23 protein-coding genes are annotated in these 22,361 nt (G+C 59.5%); 6 read left to right on the forward strand and 17 right to left on the reverse strand.

Annotation, left to right across the window (positions count from 1 at the left end; genetic code table 11):
• Positions 1-13 precede the first annotated feature (13 nt).
• Positions 14-997: a class II fructose-bisphosphatase gene (gene glpX, locus AAFX04_09055; protein MEO1045572.1), complete on the reverse strand. Its 984-nt coding sequence runs from the start codon at positions 995-997 to the stop codon at positions 14-16.
• Positions 998-1,378: 381 nt separating this feature from the next.
• Here glpX and AAFX04_09060 point away from each other — a divergent pair, with 381 nt between their 5' ends.
• On the forward strand, positions 1,379-1,774 hold the full coding sequence (locus AAFX04_09060; protein ID MEO1045573.1) for a hypothetical protein: 396 nt from the start codon (positions 1,379-1,381) through the stop codon (positions 1,772-1,774).
• A 55-nt stretch (positions 1,775-1,829) separates the two neighbouring features.
• Here AAFX04_09060 and AAFX04_09065 read toward each other — a convergent pair whose 3' ends face one another.
• Positions 1,830-2,966, reverse strand: a complete 1,137-nt coding sequence (locus AAFX04_09065) for an RcnB family protein (protein MEO1045574.1) — start codon at positions 2,964-2,966, stop codon at positions 1,830-1,832.
• A gap of 182 nt (positions 2,967-3,148) precedes the next feature.
• On the opposite strand from AAFX04_09065, the gene AAFX04_09070 reads away from it, so the two are divergent.
• Positions 3,149-3,817 (forward strand): MOSC domain-containing protein, encoded by a 669-nt coding sequence (locus AAFX04_09070; GenBank protein ID MEO1045575.1) that lies wholly within the window; start codon positions 3,149-3,151, stop codon positions 3,815-3,817.
• Positions 3,818-3,839: 22 nt separating this feature from the next.
• Here the strand turns inward: AAFX04_09070 and AAFX04_09075 are convergent, their stop codons facing one another.
• From AAFX04_09075 to aroQ, 6 genes are all read right to left on the reverse strand, one after another.
• A complete protein-coding gene (locus AAFX04_09075; GenBank protein MEO1045576.1) occupies positions 3,840-4,838 on the reverse strand; it encodes a lipase in 999 nt (332 codons plus the stop codon).
• Positions 4,835-5,635 (reverse strand): glycosyl hydrolase family 18 protein, encoded by an 801-nt coding sequence (locus AAFX04_09080; GenBank protein MEO1045577.1) that lies wholly within the window; start codon positions 5,633-5,635, stop codon positions 4,835-4,837. Before AAFX04_09080 ends, AAFX04_09075 begins: the two co-directional genes overlap by 4 nt.
• Before the next feature lie 3 nt (positions 5,636-5,638).
• Entirely contained in the window at positions 5,639-6,190 is a 552-nt protein-coding gene (locus tag AAFX04_09085; GenBank protein MEO1045578.1) for a hypothetical protein, read from the reverse strand.
• A 333-nt stretch (positions 6,191-6,523) separates the two neighbouring features.
• Positions 6,524-7,873, reverse strand: coding sequence for an acetyl-CoA carboxylase biotin carboxylase subunit (gene accC, locus AAFX04_09090; GenBank protein MEO1045579.1), 1,350 nt, complete (start codon positions 7,871-7,873; stop codon positions 6,524-6,526).
• A gap of 15 nt (positions 7,874-7,888) precedes the next feature.
• Entirely contained in the window at positions 7,889-8,392 is a 504-nt protein-coding gene (gene accB, locus AAFX04_09095) for an acetyl-CoA carboxylase biotin carboxyl carrier protein (GenBank protein ID MEO1045580.1), read from the reverse strand.
• Positions 8,393-8,545: 153 nt separating this feature from the next.
• Entirely contained in the window at positions 8,546-8,986 is a 441-nt protein-coding gene (aroQ, locus tag AAFX04_09100) for a type II 3-dehydroquinate dehydratase (GenBank protein MEO1045581.1), read from the reverse strand.
• A 187-nt stretch (positions 8,987-9,173) separates the two neighbouring features.
• Between aroQ and AAFX04_09105 the strand changes: the two genes are divergently transcribed.
• Positions 9,174-10,031 carry a PilZ domain-containing protein gene (locus AAFX04_09105; GenBank protein ID MEO1045582.1) on the forward strand — a complete coding sequence of 286 codons (858 nt, stop codon included), beginning with the start codon at positions 9,174-9,176 and terminating at the stop codon, positions 10,029-10,031.
• Positions 10,032-10,078: 47 nt separating this feature from the next.
• On the opposite strand, the gene AAFX04_09110 is transcribed toward AAFX04_09105, so the two are convergent.
• From AAFX04_09110 to AAFX04_09135, 6 genes are all read right to left on the reverse strand, one after another.
• Entirely contained in the window at positions 10,079-10,951 is an 873-nt protein-coding gene (locus AAFX04_09110) for a hypothetical protein (protein ID MEO1045583.1), read from the reverse strand.
• Between the two features lie 479 nt (positions 10,952-11,430).
• Entirely contained in the window at positions 11,431-11,607 is a 177-nt protein-coding gene (locus AAFX04_09115) for a hypothetical protein (protein ID MEO1045584.1), read from the reverse strand.
• 36 nt (positions 11,608-11,643) lie between these two features.
• Positions 11,644-12,144 carry a hypothetical protein gene (locus tag AAFX04_09120; GenBank protein MEO1045585.1) on the reverse strand — a complete coding sequence of 167 codons (501 nt, stop codon included), beginning with the start codon at positions 12,142-12,144 and terminating at the stop codon, positions 11,644-11,646.
• A gap of 51 nt (positions 12,145-12,195) precedes the next feature.
• Positions 12,196-12,714 (reverse strand): hypothetical protein, encoded by a 519-nt coding sequence (locus AAFX04_09125; protein MEO1045586.1) that lies wholly within the window; start codon positions 12,712-12,714, stop codon positions 12,196-12,198.
• A gap of 148 nt (positions 12,715-12,862) precedes the next feature.
• Positions 12,863-15,838: an excinuclease ABC subunit UvrA gene (gene uvrA / locus AAFX04_09130; protein ID MEO1045587.1), complete on the reverse strand. Its 2,976-nt coding sequence runs from the start codon at positions 15,836-15,838 to the stop codon at positions 12,863-12,865.
• Between the two features lie 212 nt (positions 15,839-16,050).
• A complete protein-coding gene (locus AAFX04_09135) occupies positions 16,051-17,139 on the reverse strand; it encodes a hypothetical protein (protein ID MEO1045588.1) in 1,089 nt (362 codons plus the stop codon).
• A gap of 149 nt (positions 17,140-17,288) precedes the next feature.
• On the opposite strand from AAFX04_09135, the gene AAFX04_09140 reads away from it, so the two are divergent.
• Positions 17,289-18,389, forward strand: a complete 1,101-nt coding sequence (locus AAFX04_09140; GenBank protein MEO1045589.1) for a hypothetical protein — start codon at positions 17,289-17,291, stop codon at positions 18,387-18,389.
• A 141-nt stretch (positions 18,390-18,530) separates the two neighbouring features.
• A complete protein-coding gene (locus AAFX04_09145) occupies positions 18,531-19,136 on the forward strand; it encodes a hypothetical protein (protein MEO1045590.1) in 606 nt (201 codons plus the stop codon).
• Between the two features lie 10 nt (positions 19,137-19,146).
• On the opposite strand, the gene AAFX04_09150 is transcribed toward AAFX04_09145, so the two are convergent.
• A complete protein-coding gene (locus tag AAFX04_09150; GenBank protein ID MEO1045591.1) occupies positions 19,147-20,070 on the reverse strand; it encodes a hypothetical protein in 924 nt (307 codons plus the stop codon).
• Positions 20,071-20,224: 154 nt separating this feature from the next.
• On the opposite strand from AAFX04_09150, the gene AAFX04_09155 reads away from it, so the two are divergent.
• The gene (locus tag AAFX04_09155; GenBank protein MEO1045592.1) at positions 20,225-20,614 is read left to right on the forward strand and encodes a hypothetical protein; all 390 of its coding nucleotides are present in this window, start codon (positions 20,225-20,227) and stop codon (positions 20,612-20,614) included.
• Positions 20,615-20,623: 9 nt separating this feature from the next.
• On the opposite strand, the gene AAFX04_09160 is transcribed toward AAFX04_09155, so the two are convergent.
• Positions 20,624-21,391, reverse strand: coding sequence for an ABC transporter ATP-binding protein (locus AAFX04_09160; GenBank protein ID MEO1045593.1), 768 nt, complete (start codon positions 21,389-21,391; stop codon positions 20,624-20,626).
• On the reverse strand, positions 21,388-22,350 hold the full coding sequence (locus AAFX04_09165) for an iron ABC transporter permease (protein ID MEO1045594.1): 963 nt from the start codon (positions 22,348-22,350) through the stop codon (positions 21,388-21,390). Before AAFX04_09165 ends, AAFX04_09160 begins: the two co-directional genes overlap by 4 nt.
• Between the last annotated feature and the right edge of the window lie 11 nt (positions 22,351-22,361).

The following is a 22,361-nucleotide window of genomic DNA, read 5'->3' on the forward strand; positions in this document are numbered from 1 at the left end:
AGGGGCGAATGCTTTATACCCGATGCTCACCCTTCACCCAGCGGACAGTGCCGCTGGATGCGCGCATCACTACGCTCTCGGTGGTCATCACGCCGCTACGCAGCCGCTTGACGCCGTCGAGCAATGAACCATCGGTGACGCCGGTGGCTGCGAAGATACAGTCGCCGCTGGCAAGATCGTCAAGCGTATAGACGCGGTCGAGATCCTCAATGCCCCATTTGCGCGCACGGGCGCGTTCATCATCATTGCGGAACAACAGCCGACCCTGAAACTGGCCGCCGACGCAGCGCAACGCGGCCGCCGCCAGCACGCCTTCCGGCGCGCCACCCTCGCCCATATACATGTCGATGGTGGTGTCTTCATTGGTGGTAGCGATCACCCCGGCGACATCGCCATCGGGGATCAGCATGATGCCGCAGCCCAGCGCCCGCAATTCGGATATCAGCGCGCTGTGACGCGGACGGTCGAGAACGCAGACATTGATATCACCCGGCTCGACGCCCTTTTCTTTCGCCACCGCGCGGACATTGTCACTGGGGCTGGCATCAAGATTGATAATGCCTTCCGAATAGCCCGGACCTATGGCCAGCTTCTGCATATAAACATCAGGGGCATTGAGCAGATTGCCATGCTCGGCAATGGCCAGCACCGCGAGTGCATTGGGCCCGGCCTTGGCGGTGATGGTGGTGCCTTCGAGCGGATCGAGCGCAATGTCGATCTTTGGTGCCTTGTTGGTCTGCAGGCCAACCTTCTCGCCGATATAGAGCATCGGCGCCTCATCGCGTTCACCCTCGCCAATCACCACCGTGCCATCGATATAGAGCTTGTTCAGCGCCGCGCGCATCGCCTCGACCGCAGCGGCATCGGCAGCTTTCTCATCGCCACGTCCGATCAGCTTCGATGCGGCCACCGCCGCTGCCTCGGTGACACGCACCATCTCCAGCACCAGCACCCGGCTCAGATGCTCTGATTCGGCCTGTGCCACAATGTCCGTCATGCCTGATCCCTCCCACTTGGACACCGCCTTTGCAGCGGCTTTTGCAGCGCCTTAATGCTGCCGTCATCGCCCCATAGGTAAGCTTGTCACGCTTGTCGAGAAGCGAGGGTAACCAATGCCATTTTCTGCGGTGGATGACACAGGATATCCATTGCCAAAGCATCGCCCCTGTCGATGATAAGGCATTTATTACCTTATGCTTTCTCTGCAGAGCTCATAGTATTTCTGGCTGCATCTGTTGCACCTCCAACTTATGCACAGTCGGTCGGGCCGGAAGACGATGAAGCAGAGTCGGAAGCTACCGTTCCGATCAAAAGCCAGGACAAACCGCTACTGTCGGTGGAACAGGTTCTCGAACGCGGACGATTACGGACAAGGGCAGTGAAACCAGCACCCCGATGCGTGTCATCGGATGATGGCGATGTGGTGACCGTCTGCGCCCAGCTCGATGATGGCGCCGCCTATCGGGTGCCGCCCTCAACCACCAGCCGCGCAGCGCTGGGCGGCCCGCCACCGGCGCCCGATGTCGCTGGAGCCGGTATCTTCAAGGGCAAGGCCACTGTCGGCGGAATGTGCCTTATTCCGCCCTGCCCCAGGGCTATGCCGCCGATGGTCGATTTTTCCAAGCTGCCCGATTATGACCCCGAATATGCTGCACAGGCACGCGAGGCAGCACGTCTGGAACGCGCACGCCAGCAGGAGCAGCCCGCCGCATCATCGGAGACAGGCGAAGAGAGTATCTCTGACGGGGAAACACAAAGCACCCCCCAGCCTTGAGCTGGAGGGCGAGTGAGAATGCCAGAAGGGGTTGGCAATCTAACGGTATGAAGATCTAGAAGTAGAAATTGGGTATCACATCGATGACCTGACCGGTGCGAATATCGACGAGCAGCATATCGTCGAAATAGCGCACCCAGCGCTGACCGAAGAGCGGCGGTGGCAGGCGGAACGCCCAAGGGTCGTTGATCCAGAATTGCTGGGCGAAGAATGGTGCCCCCAGGAAGAAGCCGATGCCAACGCGGCGATAGCCAAAGCCGAAGATCGGTGGCCGATAGAAGCCGGCGCGGAAAAGACCGCGGTTCAGCCGTCGATGCGCGCGCCAGTTGAAGCGCGGATTGGCCCGCCATCCGCGGCGATTCCAGGCACGACCGCCGCGACCGAAATTGCGACCACGCTGGAACTGGCGGCCCGCGCGAAAATCGCGCCGACGCTGAAAGTCCCTGCCACGCTGGAAGTTGCGACCGCGATTAAATGCCCGGCCATTGCCGCGCGCGCCGCGATCACCGCGAAAGCCCCTGCGGCCATCGCGGAAGCCACGACCGCGGCGATCAGCCCGGAAATCACCGATATCGACCCCGTCACGGAAGCGACGCGGTACACCGGCGCCGCGGCGATCCTGTCGTCCACCGCGACGGAAATCGCGTGTACGACCTACCGCACCATCCGCACGCCTGCCTTCACGCCGGACGTCACGCCCGGCACGGCGAACATCGCGCGCAGAGCGGCGCACATCACGTCGTGCCGCGCGCGTGCCCGGTGACCCGGCTCCCTCTGCACGGCGTGTCCGGTTGAAATCGCGGCGAGAACCGCGGAAGTCGCGCTGTGCTCCGCGAAAATCGCGGCGCGACTGACGGAATTGCCGGTTGCCGCCGCGTGCACGGCTGGTTGCGCGGCCGCCACGACCGCCGCGTGCCGTCGCCCGGCCGCCTCGCCCACCACGGGCACTGGCCCGCCCGCCACGACCACCGCGTGACCTTGCACCACCACCGCGACCGCGGCGCTGCAACTCGCGCCGGTCCTGATTATCGAGCATCACCATGCCTATGGGCGATGGCGCGGCAAGCGCCGATGTGGGCACCTGTGCCGCCTGGGTCGTACTGCCGTTACTCGCTGCCACGGCCTGTCCGGCCATCAGCGGTGAAAGAAATGTTGCCGCCAGTAGCGCAGCAATGCGAAGATGTTTCATCATCAGTCTCCCGTTGCGGAGCGGCGGGTTAGCGCCGACTGTTAACGGTGTGCTAGCATCCGGGCGGTGACCTTTTGCTGAACCGTAACGTTGCTATCTGTTCATGTTCATAGCATCTAAAATGAATGATTCGAGATGCATTGCTCCTTCCCCACTGATAGCCTATTTCTATGATCATGGGTGGAATGACTACGAATTTTACAATCATCAGTCTCAATATCGGTAAAGCTGTTCCGTTCCGTGCCGATGGCACGCTGAGCGCCATCGCCAAGGCGCCGGTCAGCGAACCGCAAATGCTGACCGCCATGGGCTTTGCCGATGACGAGGTCGCAGACCCGCTGCATCATGGCGGCGTGGACAAGGCAGTGCATCTCTATGACCAGGATCATTACCCATGGTGGCGCGAACGGCTGGGGGATCATCCGCTGCTACAGCAGCCCAATGCCTTTGGCGAAAATATTGCAACACAGGGGCTGACCGAGGACGTCACCCATATTGGCGACCGATTCCGCATCGGCGAGGCGCTGATCGAGATCAGCCATGGGCGCCAGCCCTGCTGGAAACTCGATCATCGCTTCCAGCGCAAAGGCAGGGACAGTATCATGGCGGCGATTGTCAACAGCGGCCGTTGCGGTCTCTATGCCCGGGTGATCGAGGAAGGACATGTCGCCCCCGATGACGCGCTGATGCGGGTCGAACGTGGCGATATTGCCTGGAGTATCCGGCGGGTTTTTGCGCTGCTTATCGCCGGTGACCACAAGCAGGAACCCGATGCGATCGAAGCGCTGGCCCATCATCCGAAGCTCGCAGATGCCTGGCGCCTGCGGGCACAGAAACTGCTCGGTCAGCTATGACCCCGTCACAATAATCCGGTCGCTAGGACGCACCCGCAATATGCACCACCGGCAGGTGGTGATCGGGAGACACCGCCGCAGTGTCCGGCTCACGCGATGCCACTATGGTACCGAACAGGATCGAGAAGGGCAAAGGCGGCGCGCCAAGCAGCGCAAGATAGGTGTCGGGCATGTGCTGGTGCAGATTCTCTATGACATAGGCGACCAGATCGCAGCCAATGGTCGGCGGTTTCACCGCCCCTTTGAGCGGAACCGGGTCGCCAATCGCAGCATAGCCATATTTTCCTGCCTTTAGCCGCGCCTCGGTCGCCAGCAACAGGCCCTTGACCACCAGCCCGCCCTGCGGTTCGGGCTGGTAGAAATCATGCGTCGCCCAGACCTTGTTCCAGCCATAGGACACCGTGTCGAGCGTGTTATACACCCGCCGGGCAACGACACCGGCGGCACTATCGCTGCTGAACAGGGCGGCGAATTGCCGATTGCCCGGCGTCATCCCGGCAAAGCTGGTGGACGCAATGGAGCGCTGTGGCATAAGCTCAGCCAGTTTGAGCGCCACCACTGGAGCCAATGTGCCACCCAGGCTGTGCCCGGTGACGATGACCTGCGTCGTCTCGGGCAGCGCCGCCACTGCCTGGGCCAGATCATTGCCGCCACTATCCTGCAACGCCATGATGTTGGTGAAACCGGTATTGGTACCACCGGCAATTTTCGCACCTGACGCCCCGGGCCAGTTCACCATGTCGCCAAACGGACTGTCCTGATCGCCATCATCCCAATAGGCCGGGGAAAAGGGATTGGGATAGGTGCCGCGAATGGCGATGACCGCCGCGCTGCCATCCCCATTGACCGCCATATAGGCGAAGTTGACCGGGGGATCGGCAGGCACTGCCAGCCAGGCCACCGACCATCCATCTGATGTCGGTTCGGCCCTCGCAATATAGTCGGCAATATCATCGGGCGCGCCATAGGCGATACCCGCGAGCGTCATCAGCACCGCATCACTGACCACCGCGCCGCTCATGGCAGATTCTCATGGATGGTGCGGGTCCAGGTACCATCGGGCTTGCCGGTCACGCTTTCGATATCGCTGCTGAGATTCCACAGCATCATACCCTTCTTCGTACCGGCATCGGGTTCCCAGGTGCATAGCGCCTTGGTCTCCTCCACCGAGGTGCCCTGGGTAATCGGCCCCACCTTGTCCGCCTTGACACCGATGGAGATCTTGCCCGGCTCTATGACTGACGCATATTGGTTTACCAGTGTCTGCATGTCCTCCAAGTCCTTGAAGTAGGCCATGGTGTTGATGCTGGTGAGGTGGGGCGCGAGCTGCTTGATTACTTCCTTGTCGCGATCGAAGATATAAGTATCGAGCGTCAATATCTTGTCCGGCATGGCTGTGCGCATGCCGATCACCGCATCGCAAAATTGCTGCCCCGGGAAACTGTTATCGTCCTCATTATCGATATCGAACCCGTCCAGATCCCAGTCATGGGCCAGATTGGCGCACCATGACCCGAAGGCCGCCGGGTCGGTAATCCCGGTATTCCATCCGACCGGCGGTATGGGCGTGCCAATCAGCGACAACAATATCCTGGTGTCCGGAGATGACTCCCGGATCGAGGCAATACCTGCCCGCAAATAATCCTCGCTGTGCGACTTCTGCAAATAGCCGGTACAGGTGGTGTTATCGGGGAACAGATTGGCAAAGGCCAGGACCAGCGTATCGATATAGTCCGGCGTTGCCGACAGCGCCGGTGCAGCCCCTGGCCCGGACGGTACATAGCCGAGCCAGAAGGCGGTGAATGTCTGGCTGGTCATAGCTCAGACCTTGGTCGCGCCCGTAAAGGTCGGCACCGAATAGACCACGGCATCGATGACCGAGTCAGTGGTGATGTCATCGCCATTATAATAGACCAGACGGTGGGTCGGCGTGGCGATCAGCGAACCGGGATTGGTTGGCGCGATTTGCACCGTGCCACGCCAGCCGGTCCCGCCCTGCGGAATCGCAACATCCTGCTCTGTGGCTGTCGGTGGCGAAATGGCCTGGACGCCATAAATAAGCGTCTCACCGGCATTGATTGTCTGGTACAGAAAACCGATGCTGGTCGAGCCGAAAAATGTCGAGCCGGGCACAATGTTCACATTACCATTGGCATCGATATATTGTGCAAATACTCCGTTGCGCCCCATGCCTGAATTGAATTGCGTCGTCTCGTCGAAAACAATGTTGAACTGCGTGGCCGATGCACCGGGAACGAGCGAAATCTGCACAAAATAACCCTGCAGCGCAAAAGGGTTGGCGGCAGTAGGCGGAAGAACTCCATTGGGAACGAGGTTTTCTGCGAGAATTTCAAAGGATGAAAACAGGGTCATAAGGCAATATCCTCCCGTTTCAGTAAATCAGGGTGATTTACTGCTATACTATTGTCAGTACTCTTTATTATGCGAATCATATACATGATTTTACATGAGTCGACAAATGAACTTATGTGATTACAGAGTGATTTCGACACAATGTAACATTATATCTTTTGAGAGATGGCAGAATAGTGCCGATTTAGAGCGAGATTACAGCAAAAATATTTTGCGGTCGCTTTGGAGTAATTAGTTATTACACTGTTATTACACCGGTCGCCATAATTCGTCCCGATACCGTCTCAATGGTTGTCGGGATAATTACAAAACGCCGGCTCTCACCTGGCTTAATCAGTCCTTGTTTTTCTCAAGCCATTGCTCGAGCCATTTGATGCTGTACTCGCCCGCCTGGAATTCGGGATCGTCGAGCAGCGCCTGGTGCAGCGGAATAGTGGTCTTCATCCCCTCGATGACATATTCTTCCAGTGACCGGCGCAACCGCATCATACATTTCTCGCGGGTCTTGCCATAGACGATCAGCTTGGAGATCATGCTGTCATAATAGGGCGGCACCGAATAGCCGTGATACAAACCGCTATCGACCCGCACATGCATGCCGCCGGGCGGATGATAGCCGGTGACCTTGCCGGGTGATGGCGCAAAGGTCCTCGGGTCTTCGGCATTGATACGGCATTCAATCGCATGGCCGTGCAGCTCCACCTCATCCTGGGTAAAGCTGAGCGGTTCACCGGCGGCGATCAATATCTGTTCGCGCACCAGATCGATCCCGGTAATCGCCTCCGTCACCGGATGCTCGACCTGCAGCCGTGTGTTCATCTCGATAAAATAAAACTGGCCGTCTTCGTAGAGGAACTCGATCGTACCGGCGCCGCGATAGCCCATATCGGACATCGCCTTGACGATGATGTCTCCCATTTCGGCGCGCTGCTTTTCGGTAATGACCGGCGACGGTGCTTCCTCCAGCACCTTCTGGTGCCGCCGTTGCAGCGAACAATCGCGTTCGCCCAGATGCACCGCATTGCCCTTGCCATCCCCGAACACCTGAAATTCGATATGCCGCGGATTACCAAGATATTTCTCCATATAGACGGTCGGGTCGCCAAAGGCTGCCGCCGCTTCGGTCGATGCCTGCTGCATCAGGCCCTCAAGCTGGTCTTCGCTCTCCACCACCTGCATGCCGCGGCCGCCGCCGCCCGATGCCGCCTTGATCAGCACCGGATAGCCAATGTCGGCAGCCAGCTTCCTCGCCTCTTCGGGTGATTCCAGCGCACCGTCCGACCCCGGCACCAGCGGCAGGCCCAGTGCGCCAGCGGTCTTCTTCGCTGCGACCTTGTCACCCATGGTGTGAATATGCTCGGGCTTGGGGCCGATCCAGGCGATGTCATGCGCCTCGACGATCTCTGCGAATTTGGCGTTTTCCGACAGGAAACCATAGCCCGGATGGATGGCATCGGCATGGCTGATCTCGGCGGCCGAGATGATTGACGGAATGTTGAGATAGCTCTCGCGGGTCGGCGGCGGGCCGATACAGATCGCTTCATCGGCGAGACGTACATGCATTGCCATTTCATCGGCGGTCGAGTGCACCGCCACCGTCTTGATTCCCATTTCATGCGCCGCACGGTGGATGCGCAGCGCAATTTCGCCACGATTGGCGATCAGGATCTTCTTGATGCTCATAGCGTCCGGTCCGCCCTATGCGATGACGACGAGCGGTTGCTCGAATTCCACCGGCTGGCCGTCTTCGACCAGTACCGCCTTGACGGTGCCGGCGCGATCGGCGGTGATCGGGTTCATAACCTTCATCGCCTCGATAATCAGCAGATTGTCGCCTTCCTTGACTGTATCACCAACAATGACGAACGGAGCGGCTTCGGGGGACGGAGCCAGATAGGCGGTGCCGACCATTGGTGATTTCAACGCATTGGCGGTATCGGCAGCGGCTGCAGCAGGTGACTCGGCAGCCGCAGCTGCCGGGGCGGCGGCCGGTGCAGCAACAGGTGCCGGGGCTGGAACCGCAACAGCAGCGGCAGCCGGGGCGACGGACAGCGTCCGCGCCACGCGAATCTTGCGGTCACCATCCTCGACCTCGATCTCGCTCAGATCGGTCTCGCCCAGCAGTTCCGCCAGCTCGCGGACCAGCGCCGCGTCGATGCGAATGCCGTCAGTGGCGCGTGATTTGCGTTGATTTTCCCCCATGGTCGTCCCTTCATGGCTGATGCGCGCATCTTGTCCGATGCGTCGATATTCTGATGTCGTTCCCGCCTATGCCCGCTGAGATGGCGTGCTGACAAGCCCAAAGCGTTGATCACAGGCAATGTTGTTGCCCCGCCGTAACGGCTGATGCCCCGGTCAGAGCCGCGCCGCAGCTTCCAGCGCTGACAGATAGGATTGCGCCCCGAGCCCGGAAATGCTGGCCCTGGCGGCACGGCCGACCCAGCTTCTGTGGCGGAAGCGTTCGCGCACCGCCAGGTTGGAAAGATGCACTTCGATCACCGGTGTGTCGATCGAACGGATCGCGTCATAGAGCGCAATGGATGTATGGGTATAGGCGCCGGCATTGAGCAGCACCGCCTTTGCCCCCGCGCCGTGCGCCTCGTGCAGCCAGTCGATCAGATGGCCTTCATGATTGGACTGGCGCAGGTCAATTGCCAGCCCCAGCTCCCCCGCCCTGTCCTCGAGCATGGCGGCGATATCGTCGAGTGTCTCCGATCCATATATCTCCGGCTCTCTGAGGCCGAGCCGGTTGAGATTGGGTCCGTTCAAGACATAGATCATGTTGCTGTCGCTCATGCCGGTTCCTCTGCTGCGTTCGCGACGCTGTTATCCGCCCGACACTATCCCGTCAAACCGGACGCCCGGCAACACGCCGCGCGGTGCATCAGGACATAGTGGTTGACGCCAATTTAACCACGTCCCGACGCGACCGTTATTACGTAGGCAATGTTACGTCGAAATACATATCGGATGGAGGTCGCGCATGTCTGACGACAAGGCGCCTGGCCGACCTGCGCCCGATGCTGCGACCGATACAGGGCAGGATGCCTCGCTCTCCGACAGCATGTCGCATGCCCGGTCGCATTTTCGTATGCAGCAGGGTGTGCCGACGGTAGCCAATGACCTGCCGCCGGAGCAGCAGCAACCCGACGCCATTGCCGTTGGCGGCGAGGCACACCATTCGGTCGCGCCGCCCCCTGTCCCGACGCAAGCACCGCCTCTGGCACCGCCCCCGGCACCTGCACCCTGCGCCGCCAGCATTGCCCCGGATGATCCGGCAGCTGCTCCTGCCGCCGCTGAAAATCCTGCGCCAGCCCCCGCGGCCCCGGCTGCCGGGCCTGCATCCCCCACGCCCCAGGCCCAGGATTCATCGGCGCCCCAGCCACCACCCGCAACCGCACAGCCGGACGTCGATGCACCGCGCCAGCGACCACCCGAGCTGACCCGCAACCAAGCCGAGCCGCGCACGGCGCGGCTGATCCGCATGCACATCGTCCACCCCGAAATCGGGACGATCGACACCACCATCCGCAATGTCTCCGCCCATGGCATGGGCGGCATCACCAGCGCTGCGATCAGGCCCGGTGATATTGTCGAGCTACACCTGACCGATGGCCGGCATATCAAGGCGGAAATCCGCTGGACCCGCCCGCAAAAGGACCGCATCGCCTTCGGCCTGCGCTGCCGCGAACCGCTCAACCTCGAGCAGTTCTCCAACAATTGCGACGACAAAACCTGGGAACGCACGGTGATCAAGCCGCTCGATGAAGGCCATGTCTTCACCCGCTACCGCGCGGTCAGGCAGCCCGCCAAAAGACCCGGCTTCGGCCGCTTTGTCTGACAGCAGCCGGAGGCGGCCATCAGGCCGCCCGGCCGGCGCTGCGCGGTTCAGCCGCCCGGCTTGAAATCCGGTTCATTATAATCGTCGACGCCATTATTGTCCCTGTCATAGGGATATTTGTCTTTGGCGTCCGGTATCCCGTCACCGTCCTTGTCGGTCTCCATCTTGTCATTATCCTCATATTCGTCATTGTCATGGTTGCGGGTGCTACTCTCATTGCCATTCGCGCGCCGCTCAGCCTCATCGCTCAGCCCGTCATTGTCATCATCCTGGTCAAACCGGTCGAGAATGCCGTCATTGTCATGATCCAGCGGATATTTCTCCTCGCTGTCGATCAGCCCGTCATTATCGTCGTCCTTGTCATCCTTGTCGTCGACACCGTCATTGTCATGATCATATCGCCGGTCACGCGGATCGCTGTCGGGAATGCCGTTATTGTCGTCGTCCAGGTCCTGCCAGTCTGGGCAGCCATCATTGTCGTGATCATAGGGCATCTTGTCCTCTTTATCGGGGATGCCGTCATCATCATCATCCGGGTCCTCGGCATCGACCTTGCCGTCGCCGTCGGAGTCATATTTCTTCGGGTCATATTTCTCGTCTTTGCGCGGGTCCTTCGCCTTGGGGTCCTTCATATTGTTCTTGTCATAGGGGTATCGGTCGCTCTCATTGGGCTTGCCATCGCCATCAATGTCCTTGTCATCCTCGTCGCGAATGCCGTCATTGTCATGGTCATAGGGCATCTTGTCCTCATCATTGGGGGTGCCGTCATTGTCCCAGTCGGTGTCGAAACGGTCGGCAATGCCGTCGCCATCGCCATCGGCTTTGGGCGCCTGCGATTTGGCCATCGCCCCCGGCGCAGCCGCCAGCGACAAAGCCATGGCCGCAACACCGGCGGACAGGCAGAAAGAGAATGTACGCATAAGGAGTCTCCCTGAAAAAAGCGCATCCGGGCCGGTGACGGATGCAAAATCAACAAAGCGACTCCCCGGTTCGTGTCACCGATCCTAACAGCCAGAAAAATAACGTAAAGTGATGCGGGGCACAGGCCGGGCTGGCAACGGCACGAGGCGAAAGGGCGCGGCGCGGGCCGGTCCAACAAAAGGGGACACAGGGTGACACCTCGTCACCCATGGTTTTGCGCGAGAAGGCGGGGCGATCGCATGGGAAAGCAATGGAGAAATGCGAAACCGCACGATGAGAGCACAGGGTGACAGTTTTGCCCCTGAATGCGGAAAAATCGCAGCACCGGATCAACAGGTGGAAAGAGCGGTGTCGAGAGTATCAGGGATTGGGGGTATGGGACATGGAGGGAGGCGGTGCTTTCATAACTGAACGCAATCCACCGGAGAACGCCTTCGCATTCCCCGGTGAGTCGGCACTGTGGCGCTGGCAGAGCGCGTCAGTAATGGTCGTTATAATGGTGGCCGCAATAGCAATATTCGTCATTCTCGCCATAGGGTGAGAAGCCACCACAGCCGCACAGGCTGCATCCGCCTGTCCCCATTTTCACATCCTTTGCTTCGGATGTCTTGTTATCATGCTCGGCCTGGTCCTTAAGGTCTTTATAATGGTACATGATTATTTCCTCCCACCATCTCTATTATATGCCTGATCAGCAGACATTGTCGACAATTGTCTGTTTGTTGTCGACCTCCTTCTTCCATCTTTCCTCCCGCGAGCGTGCGGTATCGGCAACGCTTTTTGCCCTCTCATAGGTGCTCAGGGCGTTGTTGGAGGTGGTCTTCGCATTTTCCAGATTGGTCAAGGCCTGGTCCATGGCGGTCTTGGCGTTCGCCGTTGCCTGCTGCAGCTGGGCCGACTGGTTGTCCTGGCCATAGCCTGCGCCGCCACCGAGATTTCCAGTGTTGAAAGCATTGTCGGGGGTTACCGCCTTCTCCGCATCCACCGCCGCCTGATGGGCGCGCTGGGCCTGGCCATAGATGCGGCTGCAATTCTCAACCTCGTTGCGCGCATTCTGCAGCTCCCGTTCGGCATTTGTCTCGTCGCGCTCGGCGCTGTCCTTTTCACGGACGGCGCTGTCATATTCATTTTTTACCCGATCGCGCTCGGCCTTGGCATTGGTGCATTCCTGGCTTTCCTCATTTCCGAACATGGTCTTTCCCTTCCTGACTGGATTTCAATATGTCTTGTTCAAAACCGGCTATCAGCTGCGCAGCATGTCCATGAAGCTGCTATGGCTGCGATCCATGCTGCCCGAGCGCATGGAATTGATATCGCTGTAGATATTGGCGATGTCGCTATTGGTCTGGCGGTTGGTGTTCCAGATGTTCTGCTGGGTCCGCTGGTTGTCGGCGGTCATGCTCTTATAGCCCTGCATGACGGTATCCAGCGCCTTTTTGGTGTTCTCCTCGGCCTTGCCGATGGCCGTGTCGAGATCGTTCAGCCCCTGTTCCTGCAACGCCTTGGCCGACGGTCGCAGCATGGTCAGAAACTCCATCTGATGGCGCGACTGCATCTCGAACGCCATCACCGCCTGCGGCTGCATCGGCTGCATGTAGATCATGGCGTTGACCGACTGATACCATTGCTGGATCCATTGCGCATGCATCTGGTCCGCCTTGGTCACCAGTTCGGTGAGATTGGTAGATATCGCCGAAAAGTGGTCCTTCGCTTCATCAGCGGGGTTGGTATCAGTGTTATTACTGTTGTTTGTCTCTGCCATTGTTCTAACTCCACAGTTGCTATGCTGTAGTAATTAGAATCAGGAGACGAATATTGCTGTGACAGCAGTCACAGACCGCAATATCGACCGGAAAAAATGGCCAAGCTACGGATTTGGCAGCATTATTTCTGAAAGAAACACAGGATTCCTATTTGGCCAGCATCGTCTTGAGATACTGGCCGGTAAAGGATCGCGGATTCTGCGCCACCTCTTCGGGTGTGCCCTCGGCGACCACTTCGCCGCCCTTGACGCCGCCTTCGGGACCGAGATCGATGATATGATCCGCCGTCTTGATCACGTCGAGATTATGTTCGATCACCACCACGCTGTTGCCCTGTTCTACCAGTCGGTGCAGCACTTCCAATAGCTTGCGCACATCCTCGAAGTGCAGGCCGGTGGTGGGCTCGTCGAGGATATAGAGCGTCTTGCCGGTCGAGCGTTTGCTCAGTTCCTTGGCGAGTTTTACCCGCTGCGCCTCGCCGCCCGACAGCGTGGTCGCCTGCTGACCGACCTTGACATAGCCCAGCCCCACCTCGTTCAGCATCGCCATCTTGTCGCGGATCGGCGGCACCGCCTTGAAGAAGCTGACCGCATCCTCGACCGTCATGTCGAGCACATCGGCGATGCTCTTGCCCTTGAACTTCACCTCCAGCGTCTCGCGATTATAGCGTTTGCCACCGCATTCCTCGCAAGTAACATAGACATCGGGCAGGAAGTGCATCTCGATCTTGATGACGCCATCGCCCTGACATGCCTCGCAGCGGCCGCCCTTGACGTTGAAGCTGAACCGCCCCGGCTTGTAGCCGCGCGCCTGCGCCTCGGGTAGCTGCGCAAACCAGTCGCGGATATTGGTGAAGGCGCCGGTATAGGTGGCGGGGTTGGAGCGCGGGGTGCGGCCGATCGGCGACTGGTCGATATCGATCACCTTGTCGCAATGCTCCAGCCCGGTGATCCTGTCATGCTTGCCCGCGATAATCCGCGCGCCATTGAGCACCCGCGCCGCGCCGGCATAGAGCGTGTCGATGGTGAAGCTGGACTTGCCGCTGCCCGACACGCCGGTAACGCAGGTAAAGGTGCCTAGCGGCACCGAGGCGGTGACATTCTGCAGATTGTTGGCGCGCGCGCCATGCACTGTCAGCTTTTTGCCATTGCCCTTGCGGCGGGTTTTGGGGACAGCGATTTCCTTGCGGCCGGTGAGATAATCGGCGGTGAGCGATTTTTTCGATTTGAGGATCTGTTTCAGCGTGCCTTCGGCGACAACCGCGCCACCGCGCACGCCCGCGCCGGGGCCGAGATCGACGATATAATCCGCCTGGCGAATGGCGTCCTCATCATGCTCGACGACGATAACGGTATTGCCGAGATCGCGCAGGCGTTTGAGAGTGACCAGCAGCCGGTCATTATCGCGCTGGTGCAGGCCGATAGAGGGTTCGTCGAGGACATAGAGCACGCCCGACAGGCCGCTGCCGATCTGGCTGGCGAGGCGGATGCGCTGGCTCTCGCCGCCCGAAAGCGTGCCCGATTTGCGGTCGAGATTGAGATAGTCGAGGCCGACATTGTTGAGGAAGCCAAGCCGCTCGATAATTTCCTTGAGGATCGGCTTGGCGATCTGTTTCTGCTGGTCGGTGAGCTTGTCCTCCAGCACCTCAAACCAGGCGAGCGCATCGCCGACGCTGCGGCGGGTGGAGATGGAGATATCCTCACCGGCAATCTTGACCGCCAGCGCCTCGGGCTTGAGCCGCGCGCCATGGCAGACTTCGCAGGGCTGCGCCGTCTGGAACTTGGCCAGCTCCTCGCGCATCCAGGCGCTGTCGGTCTGCAACAGGCGGCGATTGAGATTGCCGATCACGCCCTCAAACGGCTTTTTCACCTGATAGCTCTTTTTGCCATCCTTGAAGGTCAGCGTCACCGGCAGGCCGCCCGTGCCGGTCAGGATCACGTCCTTGTCCTGCGCCTCCATATCCTTCCACGGCGTGGTGAGATCAAAGCCGAAATGATCGGCCAGGCTGGTCAGCACCTGCATATAATAGGGCGATGGCGGGTTGGACTTGGCCCAGGGCGCGATGGCCCCCTGCTTCAGTGTCAGCTCCGGATTGGGGACGACAAGATCGGGGTCAAAATATTGCTTCTCGCCAATGCCGTCACAGGCCGGGCACGCGCCCTGCGGGGCGTTGAACGAGAATAGCCGCGGTTCGATTTCCTCGATGGTGAAGCCCGAGACCGGGCAGGCAAAGCGTTCGGAGAAGATGATGCGATTATCGGGGACGCCGGTGCCTTTCATCTTCCCACTAGCCCTCTCCCCTTCAGGGGAGAGGGTTGGGAGAGGGGATTGTAACTCCCCCTCCCTTAATCCCTCCCCTGAAGGAGAGGGAGACTTTTGCATAGCCTCCGCCACCGTACCCTCAGCCAGGTCAACATAAGCCAACCCATCCGCCAGCTTCAAAGCCGTCTCAAAGCTGTCGGCCAGCCGCGTGTCCATGCTGTCATCATCGCGCACCACCAGCCGGTCGACCACCACCTCAATGTCATGCTTGTATTTCTTGTCGAGCGCAGGCGCTTCCTCGATATCGTAAAATTCGCCATCAACGCGGACGCGGGTAAAGCCCGCTTTCTGCCACTCTTTCAGCTCCTTGCGATATTCGCCCTTGCGGCCGCGCACCACCGGGGCGAGCAGATAGAGCCGCGTCTTTTCCGGCAGTTGCTTGACCCGGTCGACCATCTGGCTGACCGTCTGCGCGGTGATCGGCTCGCCGGTGGCGGGCGAATAGGGCACGCCGACCCGCGCCCATAACAGCCGCATATAATCATAAATCTCGGTGACGGTGGCGACAGTGGACCGCGGATTGCGGCTGGTGGTCTTCTGCTCGATCGAGATCGCCGGGGACAGCCCCTCAATATGCTCGACATCGGGCTTCTGCATCATCTCGAGAAACTGCCGCGCATAGGCGGAAAGGCTCTCGACATAGCGCCGCTGCCCCTCGGCATAGATGGTGTCGAAGGCGAGCGAAGATTTGCCGCTGCCCGACAGGCCGGTGATGACGATCAGCTTGTCGCGCGGCAGATCAATATCCACGCCCTGAAGGTTATGCTCGCGCGCCCCGCGAACGCTTATTTTGGTCAGCATATGGTAAACCTATGCTTTGCAATTTTCGTGAGAGACATGGCAGCTCTTTCCGGCAGTCTGACATTCAACCCCCATAATCTGGGCGGCATCCGGCCTTATGTTCCATAAATGTTCCGATGGCAAGCGCAGGCACGCGCTGATCCCCTGTGAGAGGAAGAGATGGCAATTGGGGGGTGCAAATGCAATGCCGGATAAAGGGATTATGCGGCCTGCTATTGCGTCTTCGCCTGCGGCAAACAGGACAGGCGGATCTGCTTCTTGCGCTTGTCGAAAGTGACGGAAGAACAGTGCTGCATGTCTTCCTGGCGGATATCCAGATCATAAAGGACCGTGCCCGGATTGGGGATCGCCCCGATGATGGTCAACTCGTCGCTATCCTTGTTGGCCCGGCGCAGATCGCCGTCCACTATGCCGGAACTGTCACCATAATCCTGCAGCCGAACATGAAAATCATTCAGGGTTATTGCACATAGCCGCAGCGGCTCTGAAAGCACCACCTTGCGGATAGGGCGGTCAATATCACCGGGATATGTCGCACTTTCTGTCTTGCCCACCAGTTCGCCGTCAAAGGCCTCGGCAAGTGCGGCTCCAGCGGCGGCGGTGGCAATGCTCTCGAGGTTCAGGCTGCTGAAAAACACATTGATGGTCCGTTTGCCGACCTTGATCCTGGTCCCTGCGGTCCTGGTCCAGCCAATTCTGTGCAGTCGCATGGTGCAGATTTCTTCACCCGGCTGCTCTTCACGCCATTGAAAGCGGACTATATCATGCGGCAGGCCATAGGGGCCGATAGCGCCATCTTCGTCGTCCACATATTCGCCCTCGCTCCAATAGGCCTTGCCCTTCCAGTTCAGCGTATCGGCGCGAAGCCGCAGCTTTTGGTAAAAGGACGGAAACCGGATCGGGCCGACAGTGAAATAGCCGGCATCGTACCCCGGGTCGATACCGGCGGCCTGAACGAAACTGTAATTCAGCTTGATATGCCCGGATTCGGTGGCATTGACCAAGAGTGTGACCGGAACATCCTCCGCTTCCTCATTGACAATATATGCCGTAAATCTGTGTTCGCCGGACAGGGTGATTTCGCTCGGGTTACGATCACGCGCTGCAGCGTTTCCGGTAAGAATCAACGTCAAAACAAGACCCAGCCACAGCCGCATCAAAACCTGTCTCCTCTTTCCCTGTGATGACTCTGCAACACCGTCAGGCGGGTCGCCAATAGAAAGACGTTGGGTACGACCATTAATGCACCGCTGCTCCTTGGCATAGTCGGCGCGTTGTGCTTCCGCCAGATCCTGGCTCACGGCTGTGCACGACGCTGCGATGTTCTTTTTTGCCAAGAATGACACTTCCCGACAGCCATATGCAGAGCGTGATGAGCATCACGGGCGTGGCTGATTAACTGACGTTATCGAAGAATATGCGAGCCCCAAAACAGCTTGAGAGAAAAGATATGAGAAAAATACTTGCAAGTGTTGCCGCCTCTGCTCTGCTCCTCACACAGCCAGTATCTGCTCAGGACAATGGTGACGGTGGCGACGATGATGACACAGTGGAGAATATTGCGCTTTTAAGTTTTCTCGGACTTACAGCGCCAGATGGGAAGGCAACAACCGGTGACGGCGCAGGAGAACTTGAGGGTTTTATCCTGTCGGCATCGCTGCTGGATAAACTTGCAGAGTCTCTGGCTACGAGGGTAAAAACCAAGAAAAGCAATAAGAGTGTTGTGCCACTTGGTGCCGAGCAATCGCTGGATATCAATGACTATCTGCTGGTCGAAGCACAGCTTGAATCTCTTGAGCCCTTTCTTAGCGAAATCCACAAGACAAGCTTCTGTGCAGGCAAGTCTGGTTCCAAAGGTCAGCCCGGAATTGCAGCAACTGCCACCCCCGGTCCAAAGCTGACCGCTGCCGATCTCGTGGCACTTTTGCGAAGTGACACAGAAGTCAAAGGGGTGAATATAACTCAAAGCGAACAAATGGTTATCAATGCAATACTCAGCAAGCAAATACTCAGCGGGGCACATGACTCCAACGGGTGGCGATTGCCATCTGAAATGGTGAAAACTGAAATCGATTCTACCAAAGGTATTTACAAAAGCCTGCTTGATGCGCGGCAGATAGTCAGTGCCTTTTATAAGGCAGGGTGCGCCAATGATGACATTGCCAAGCGCGAAAAGGCGATCGCAGATTCTCTCAGCGCCGCCCTTACAGCCATTACCAAGCCAAGCGACAAGGGTGCGCCTTCATTATTTGCCCGCGCCCTGCTGCAAGAAAACTTGGCCGATGATATCGCAAATCTGTTGATATTGCGCATCAAGGTCGAAAAGGCAGGCGGAACCCTGCTAACCACAAACAACATATTCACGCGACTTGGAGCACCAGCTGTGACCATGGGCGGCGGTTTGGTGGTGACCTATCGACTGGTCGATCCGAATGAAGGTACAATTCTCCTCGCAGGAAACATAGTTTGCAGAACCCCGCGCAGAACGCTGCACAATATCGCACGCTATGGCGCCAAGGGGAAAAATTCTGGAGCGACCTGTTCGCTCTAAGCCTGCAGGCAATAAGCGAAATCCATATTATTATCCGCAAGGCAGGTTAGTCGCATAAGATGGCAACTGCGTCGAAGCGATATTGCGTAGCCGTCACCAATCAAGCACCCTCCGGCTCAAATATAGCAGGAGGGTGTTTTTATGGGCAGGATCGACATTTCATCGCAGCGTTCGCATAAGCGGGACGGCTGTAAAAGCAGAGCACTCATCCCAATCCTCAACGCCTCGGCCTGTCTCACAACCCTGCTCACCGGGCCGGTCGCTGCGCAGCAGGCGACACCCACACCGCCACCCCCGCCCTGCTCCAGCGAAGCGCATCGCGGTTTCGATTTCTGGCTCGGCACCTGGGATGTCACTCCTGCAGGGCAGCAGGCACCGACCGGGGTCAACCGGATCGAGCGGCTGCATGGCGGCTGTGTTATCCGCGAAAGCTATTCGACCAAGGGTGGCTATAGCGGCATGAGCATGAGCTTTTACGATGCCGCGCGCAAACGCTGGCACCAGACATGGATGGGCGCCGATGGCAGTGCGCTCTATATCGAGGGCGGCGTCAACAGCGATGGCGCGATGGTGCTGAGCAACAAAAACTGGCCCGGCTATGCCGATGGCACGCCGGTCAACCGCGTTACCTGGACCCCCAATGCAGACGGCTCGGTGCGGCAGCTCTGGGAACAGTCGCGCGATGGCGAGAAGACATGGAGCGTGGTGTTCGACGGTCGCTATGTGCCGCAAGCCACGCCGCAATAATATCCCGCACTCACCCCACCCCGCATGACAACCGGATCTCCCCTGCCGGCTTGTCATAGGTGATCGACGAACAATGCCGTAAATCATCCTGCCCAATCGCCAGGAAATAGCTGTTGCGGTCCTTTTTACCGCGCTTGCCGACCACCACGATTTCGCTGCTGTCGCTATTGGCGCGTTCCAGGTCGCCATCGGCAATCCCCGATGAATCACCGAAATCGCGGGTCCGCACATAAAAGCTTTCCAGCGACACGCCGCACAGGGTGAGCGGATCGGCCAGCGCCAGCCTGCGGATCGGCCGGGTGATGCCATAGGCGATGGGGACACGCCCGAGCTCGCCACTGAACTTGCCGCCATTACTCTCGGCGATGACTGCACCGGCAGCGGCGGTGGAAAGCGACGGGCCGCGCTTGGCGGTGAAGCTGATATCGATGGTCTTGCCGCCGCGCTCGATCCGCGCAACGGCATGGCCATTATTGTGCAGCTTCATGCTGCATATCCGCTCTTCCGGCTGCGGCTCGCGCCACTCGATGCGGACAATGTCATAGGGTATGCCCAGCGGCCCAACCCCGCCATCATGATCCGGCTCATAGGCGCGGTCGGTCCATAGCGAGCGGCGCTTCCAGACATAATCGCCAAAGCGATATTTCACCACCCTGGTATCGGCACTGAGCTTGACCGGGCCGATGAGAAAGCCGCCACCGATCAGGCTCTTGCCGATACCGGCACGCTGAACCAGCTTGGGGTTGAGGATCGGGCGGCCGGGACTGGCGCCATCAACCACCAGCCGCACCGGATATTCCCTGTCGCCGCGCACCACCATGGCGGCAACGCTGCGATCACCGCGCAGCACAATCTCGCTGGCGGCTTCCTCTTTGGCCTCGGCCATGGTCGCGCCGAGCAACACAGCCAGGCACAGCCCCGCAAACCTGTTCATAGAGTTACCCCTTTGCCCATGCCTAGCAGCGTGGCCCTTGCCACAGGATTTACAGCCAGGTGACGGATTTATGGCAGATCATTTCGTCGGTGCAATATTGGGTTCATGGCAAAAGCCGGATAGTATTGCCCGGCACAGGATAAAGGGACGCATCATGACGATTCGCATATATGCCTTCAGCACCATGACCATGGCCGCTCTTCTCTGCACACCGCTGGCAGCGCAGGAGCAACCCGACCAGACAAGCGAAGCAGAGGCAGAAGAACGCCGCGAGGCCAATGAAACACAGGCCGAACTGGCGCGCGAACAGCTCGAGGAAAATGCTGTCGCTGAGGCCGAATATGAGGAAGAGATTGAAGAGCAGAGCGAAGAGTTGCTCGATCGCGCCTCAGCACTGCGCAAATATGACGAAGCGGTCGCCGCCTATGAAAAGGCCCGCGAGGAGCATGCCGCTGCGGTGGCAAAATGGCAGGCTGATGTCGCCGCCTGTGAAGCCGGTGACCATAGCCGCTGTGGCGAGCCCGTGGCTGCAACGCCGCAATAGGCGCTGCCGCTATAGAGCATCGGGCAGCAGCAAGCGGCCCTGTCCGCTATCAATGCTGCGTATTGGCAAGCCATAGACCTTGCCGACATGCTCCGCGTTCAGCACTTCGGCGCACGGCCCGGTAGCGGCGACCTGCCCGGCATCGAGCAATATCGCCGCATCCGCCACCGCCAGTGCATGGTTGAGATCGTGCAGCACGATCACCACCCCGGTGCCGCTGTCTGCAATGCTGCGCAGCGCGCGCAGCACCTGTTGCTGATGGCCGATATCGAGATTGGCCAGCGGCTCATCGGCAAGCAGCCATTGCGGCTGGCCCGCCAATACCCGCGCCAGCAGCACCCGTGCGCGTTCGCCGCCTGAAAGCGTTGCCACCGCTCGTTCGGCAAAATCGGTCACCTGCATCGCCGTCATCGCCGCCTCGATTGCGGCGCGGTCGCCATCATCCTCGGCGGCAAATCGCCCGCGATGCGGAAAACGGCCCAGCGCCACCAGCGCGCGCGCGGTAATGTCCCAGTGCACCGACTGGCCCTGTGGCAGATAACCAATACGCCGCGCCCGTGTGCGGTCGGGTAGCGACAGGATCGGCGTGTCATCGAGCAGTGCCATGCCGCTATCAGACCGCCGCAATCCGGCCAGGCAGGTGAGCAGACTGGTCTTGCCGGCACCATTGGGGCCGACCAGCGCGGTGATCTGCCCCGGCGCGCAGGCGATGCTGACATCGCGCAATATGGTCGCGCCGCCCAGTGTCAGGCTGATATGTTCCGCGTGCAATGTCATGCCAGTTTCCGCCGCATATCAAGCAGCAGCCACAGGAAAAACGGCCCGCCAATCAACGACAACGCGATACCGAGGCGCAATTCGCCCGCCATTGGCATCAGCCGCACCAGGCTGTCGGCAACCACCAGCAGCAACGCCCCGGCCAGCGCCGAGGGCAGCAGCAATTGCGACGGGCGGCCATCGGTCAGCGGCCGCATCAGATGCGGCACCACCAGACCGACAAAGCCGATAATCCCCGCCACCGCGACCGAGGCACCAACGGTCAGACCGATGCCGATGATCAGCAGAGCCTGTAATTGCTGCATCGAAACCCCCATGGAGCGCGCCGCCGCCTCACCCAGCGACAGCGCATCGAGACTGCGCGCGGTCAGTATCAGCACGCCACAGCCGAGCAGAACCAATGGCCCGGCAATCCACACATCGCGCCAGCTGCGATCGGTCAGAGCCCCCATCAGCCAGGTGACGATCTCGGTCATCGCAAAGGGCGTCGGCGCCAGGCTGATCGCCAGCGCGGTAAACGCTCCGGCCAGGCTGGCGATCATCATCCCCGCCAGGGTAAACAGCACCAGACTGGCAGAGCGCCCGGCAATCAGCGACAGCAGCGCCATGGCAAGCGCCGCGCCGATCAGCGCAAATAGCGGCAGTAGCCAGGCCGACACCGCAAAGCCGAAATAAAGCGACAGCACCGCACCCAGCGCTGCCATGGGAGCAATGCCAAACAGCCCCGGATCAGCGAGGGGATTGCGCAAAAAACCCTGCATCGCCGCCCCGGCCATACCGAGCCCGGCACCGATAATCATGGCCAGCACCGCGCGTGGCAGTCGCAGCTCGGCGATGATGATATGGGCGTTCAGGTCGTTGCCAAAGGGTGCGACCCACACCTTGCCGGCAATCAGCGATAATAATGTCGCGGTGACCAGCGCGAGAATCAGGCCAAGGTTGAGGCGGGCGGCGGTCATAAACCCTCCCC

It is taken from the genome of Pseudomonadota bacterium (assembly GCA_039818985.1).
GTDB lineage: Bacteria > Pseudomonadota > Alphaproteobacteria > Sphingomonadales > Sphingomonadaceae > Alterisphingorhabdus.

Excerpts from the sequence above, each read along its gene's own strand:
- accC (MEO1045579.1), bottom strand. The coding sequence starts at position 7,873 with ATGAGCATCAAGAAGATCCTGATCGCCAATCGTGGCGAAATTGCGCTG.
- aroQ (MEO1045581.1), bottom strand. The coding sequence starts at position 8,986 with ATGAGCGACAGCAACATGATCTATGTCTTGAACGGACCCAATCTCAAC.
- AAFX04_09165 (MEO1045594.1), bottom strand. The coding sequence starts at position 22,350 with ATGACCGCCGCCCGCCTCAACCTTGGCCTGATTCTCGCGCTGGTCACC.
- AAFX04_09075 (MEO1045576.1), bottom strand. The coding sequence starts at position 4,838 with ATGAGCGGCGCGGTGGTCAGTGATGCGGTGCTGATGACGCTCGCGGGT.
- AAFX04_09065 (MEO1045574.1), bottom strand. The coding sequence starts at position 2,966 with ATGATGAAACATCTTCGCATTGCTGCGCTACTGGCGGCAACATTTCTT.
- AAFX04_09105 (MEO1045582.1), top strand. The coding sequence starts at position 9,174 with ATGTCTGACGACAAGGCGCCTGGCCGACCTGCGCCCGATGCTGCGACC.
- uvrA (MEO1045587.1), bottom strand. The coding sequence starts at position 15,838 with ATGCTGACCAAAATAAGCGTTCGCGGGGCGCGCGAGCATAACCTTCAG.
- AAFX04_09085 (MEO1045578.1), bottom strand. The coding sequence starts at position 6,190 with ATGACCCTGTTTTCATCCTTTGAAATTCTCGCAGAAAACCTCGTTCCC.
- AAFX04_09125 (MEO1045586.1), bottom strand. The coding sequence starts at position 12,714 with ATGGCAGAGACAAACAACAGTAATAACACTGATACCAACCCCGCTGAT.
- glpX (MEO1045572.1), bottom strand. The coding sequence starts at position 997 with ATGACGGACATTGTGGCACAGGCCGAATCAGAGCATCTGAGCCGGGTG.
- AAFX04_09070 (MEO1045575.1), top strand. The coding sequence starts at position 3,149 with ATGACTACGAATTTTACAATCATCAGTCTCAATATCGGTAAAGCTGTT.
- AAFX04_09155 (MEO1045592.1), top strand. The coding sequence starts at position 20,225 with ATGACGATTCGCATATATGCCTTCAGCACCATGACCATGGCCGCTCTT.
- AAFX04_09115 (MEO1045584.1), bottom strand. The coding sequence starts at position 11,607 with ATGTACCATTATAAAGACCTTAAGGACCAGGCCGAGCATGATAACAAG.
- AAFX04_09110 (MEO1045583.1), bottom strand. The coding sequence starts at position 10,951 with ATGCGTACATTCTCTTTCTGCCTGTCCGCCGGTGTTGCGGCCATGGCT.
- AAFX04_09150 (MEO1045591.1), bottom strand. The coding sequence starts at position 20,070 with ATGAACAGGTTTGCGGGGCTGTGCCTGGCTGTGTTGCTCGGCGCGACC.
- accB (MEO1045580.1), bottom strand. The coding sequence starts at position 8,392 with ATGGGGGAAAATCAACGCAAATCACGCGCCACTGACGGCATTCGCATC.
- AAFX04_09160 (MEO1045593.1), bottom strand. The coding sequence starts at position 21,391 with ATGACATTGCACGCGGAACATATCAGCCTGACACTGGGCGGCGCGACC.
- AAFX04_09080 (MEO1045577.1), bottom strand. The coding sequence starts at position 5,635 with ATGACCAGCCAGACATTCACCGCCTTCTGGCTCGGCTATGTACCGTCC.
- AAFX04_09140 (MEO1045589.1), top strand. The coding sequence starts at position 17,289 with ATGAGAAAAATACTTGCAAGTGTTGCCGCCTCTGCTCTGCTCCTCACA.
- AAFX04_09145 (MEO1045590.1), top strand. The coding sequence starts at position 18,531 with ATGGGCAGGATCGACATTTCATCGCAGCGTTCGCATAAGCGGGACGGC.
- AAFX04_09120 (MEO1045585.1), bottom strand. The coding sequence starts at position 12,144 with ATGTTCGGAAATGAGGAAAGCCAGGAATGCACCAATGCCAAGGCCGAG.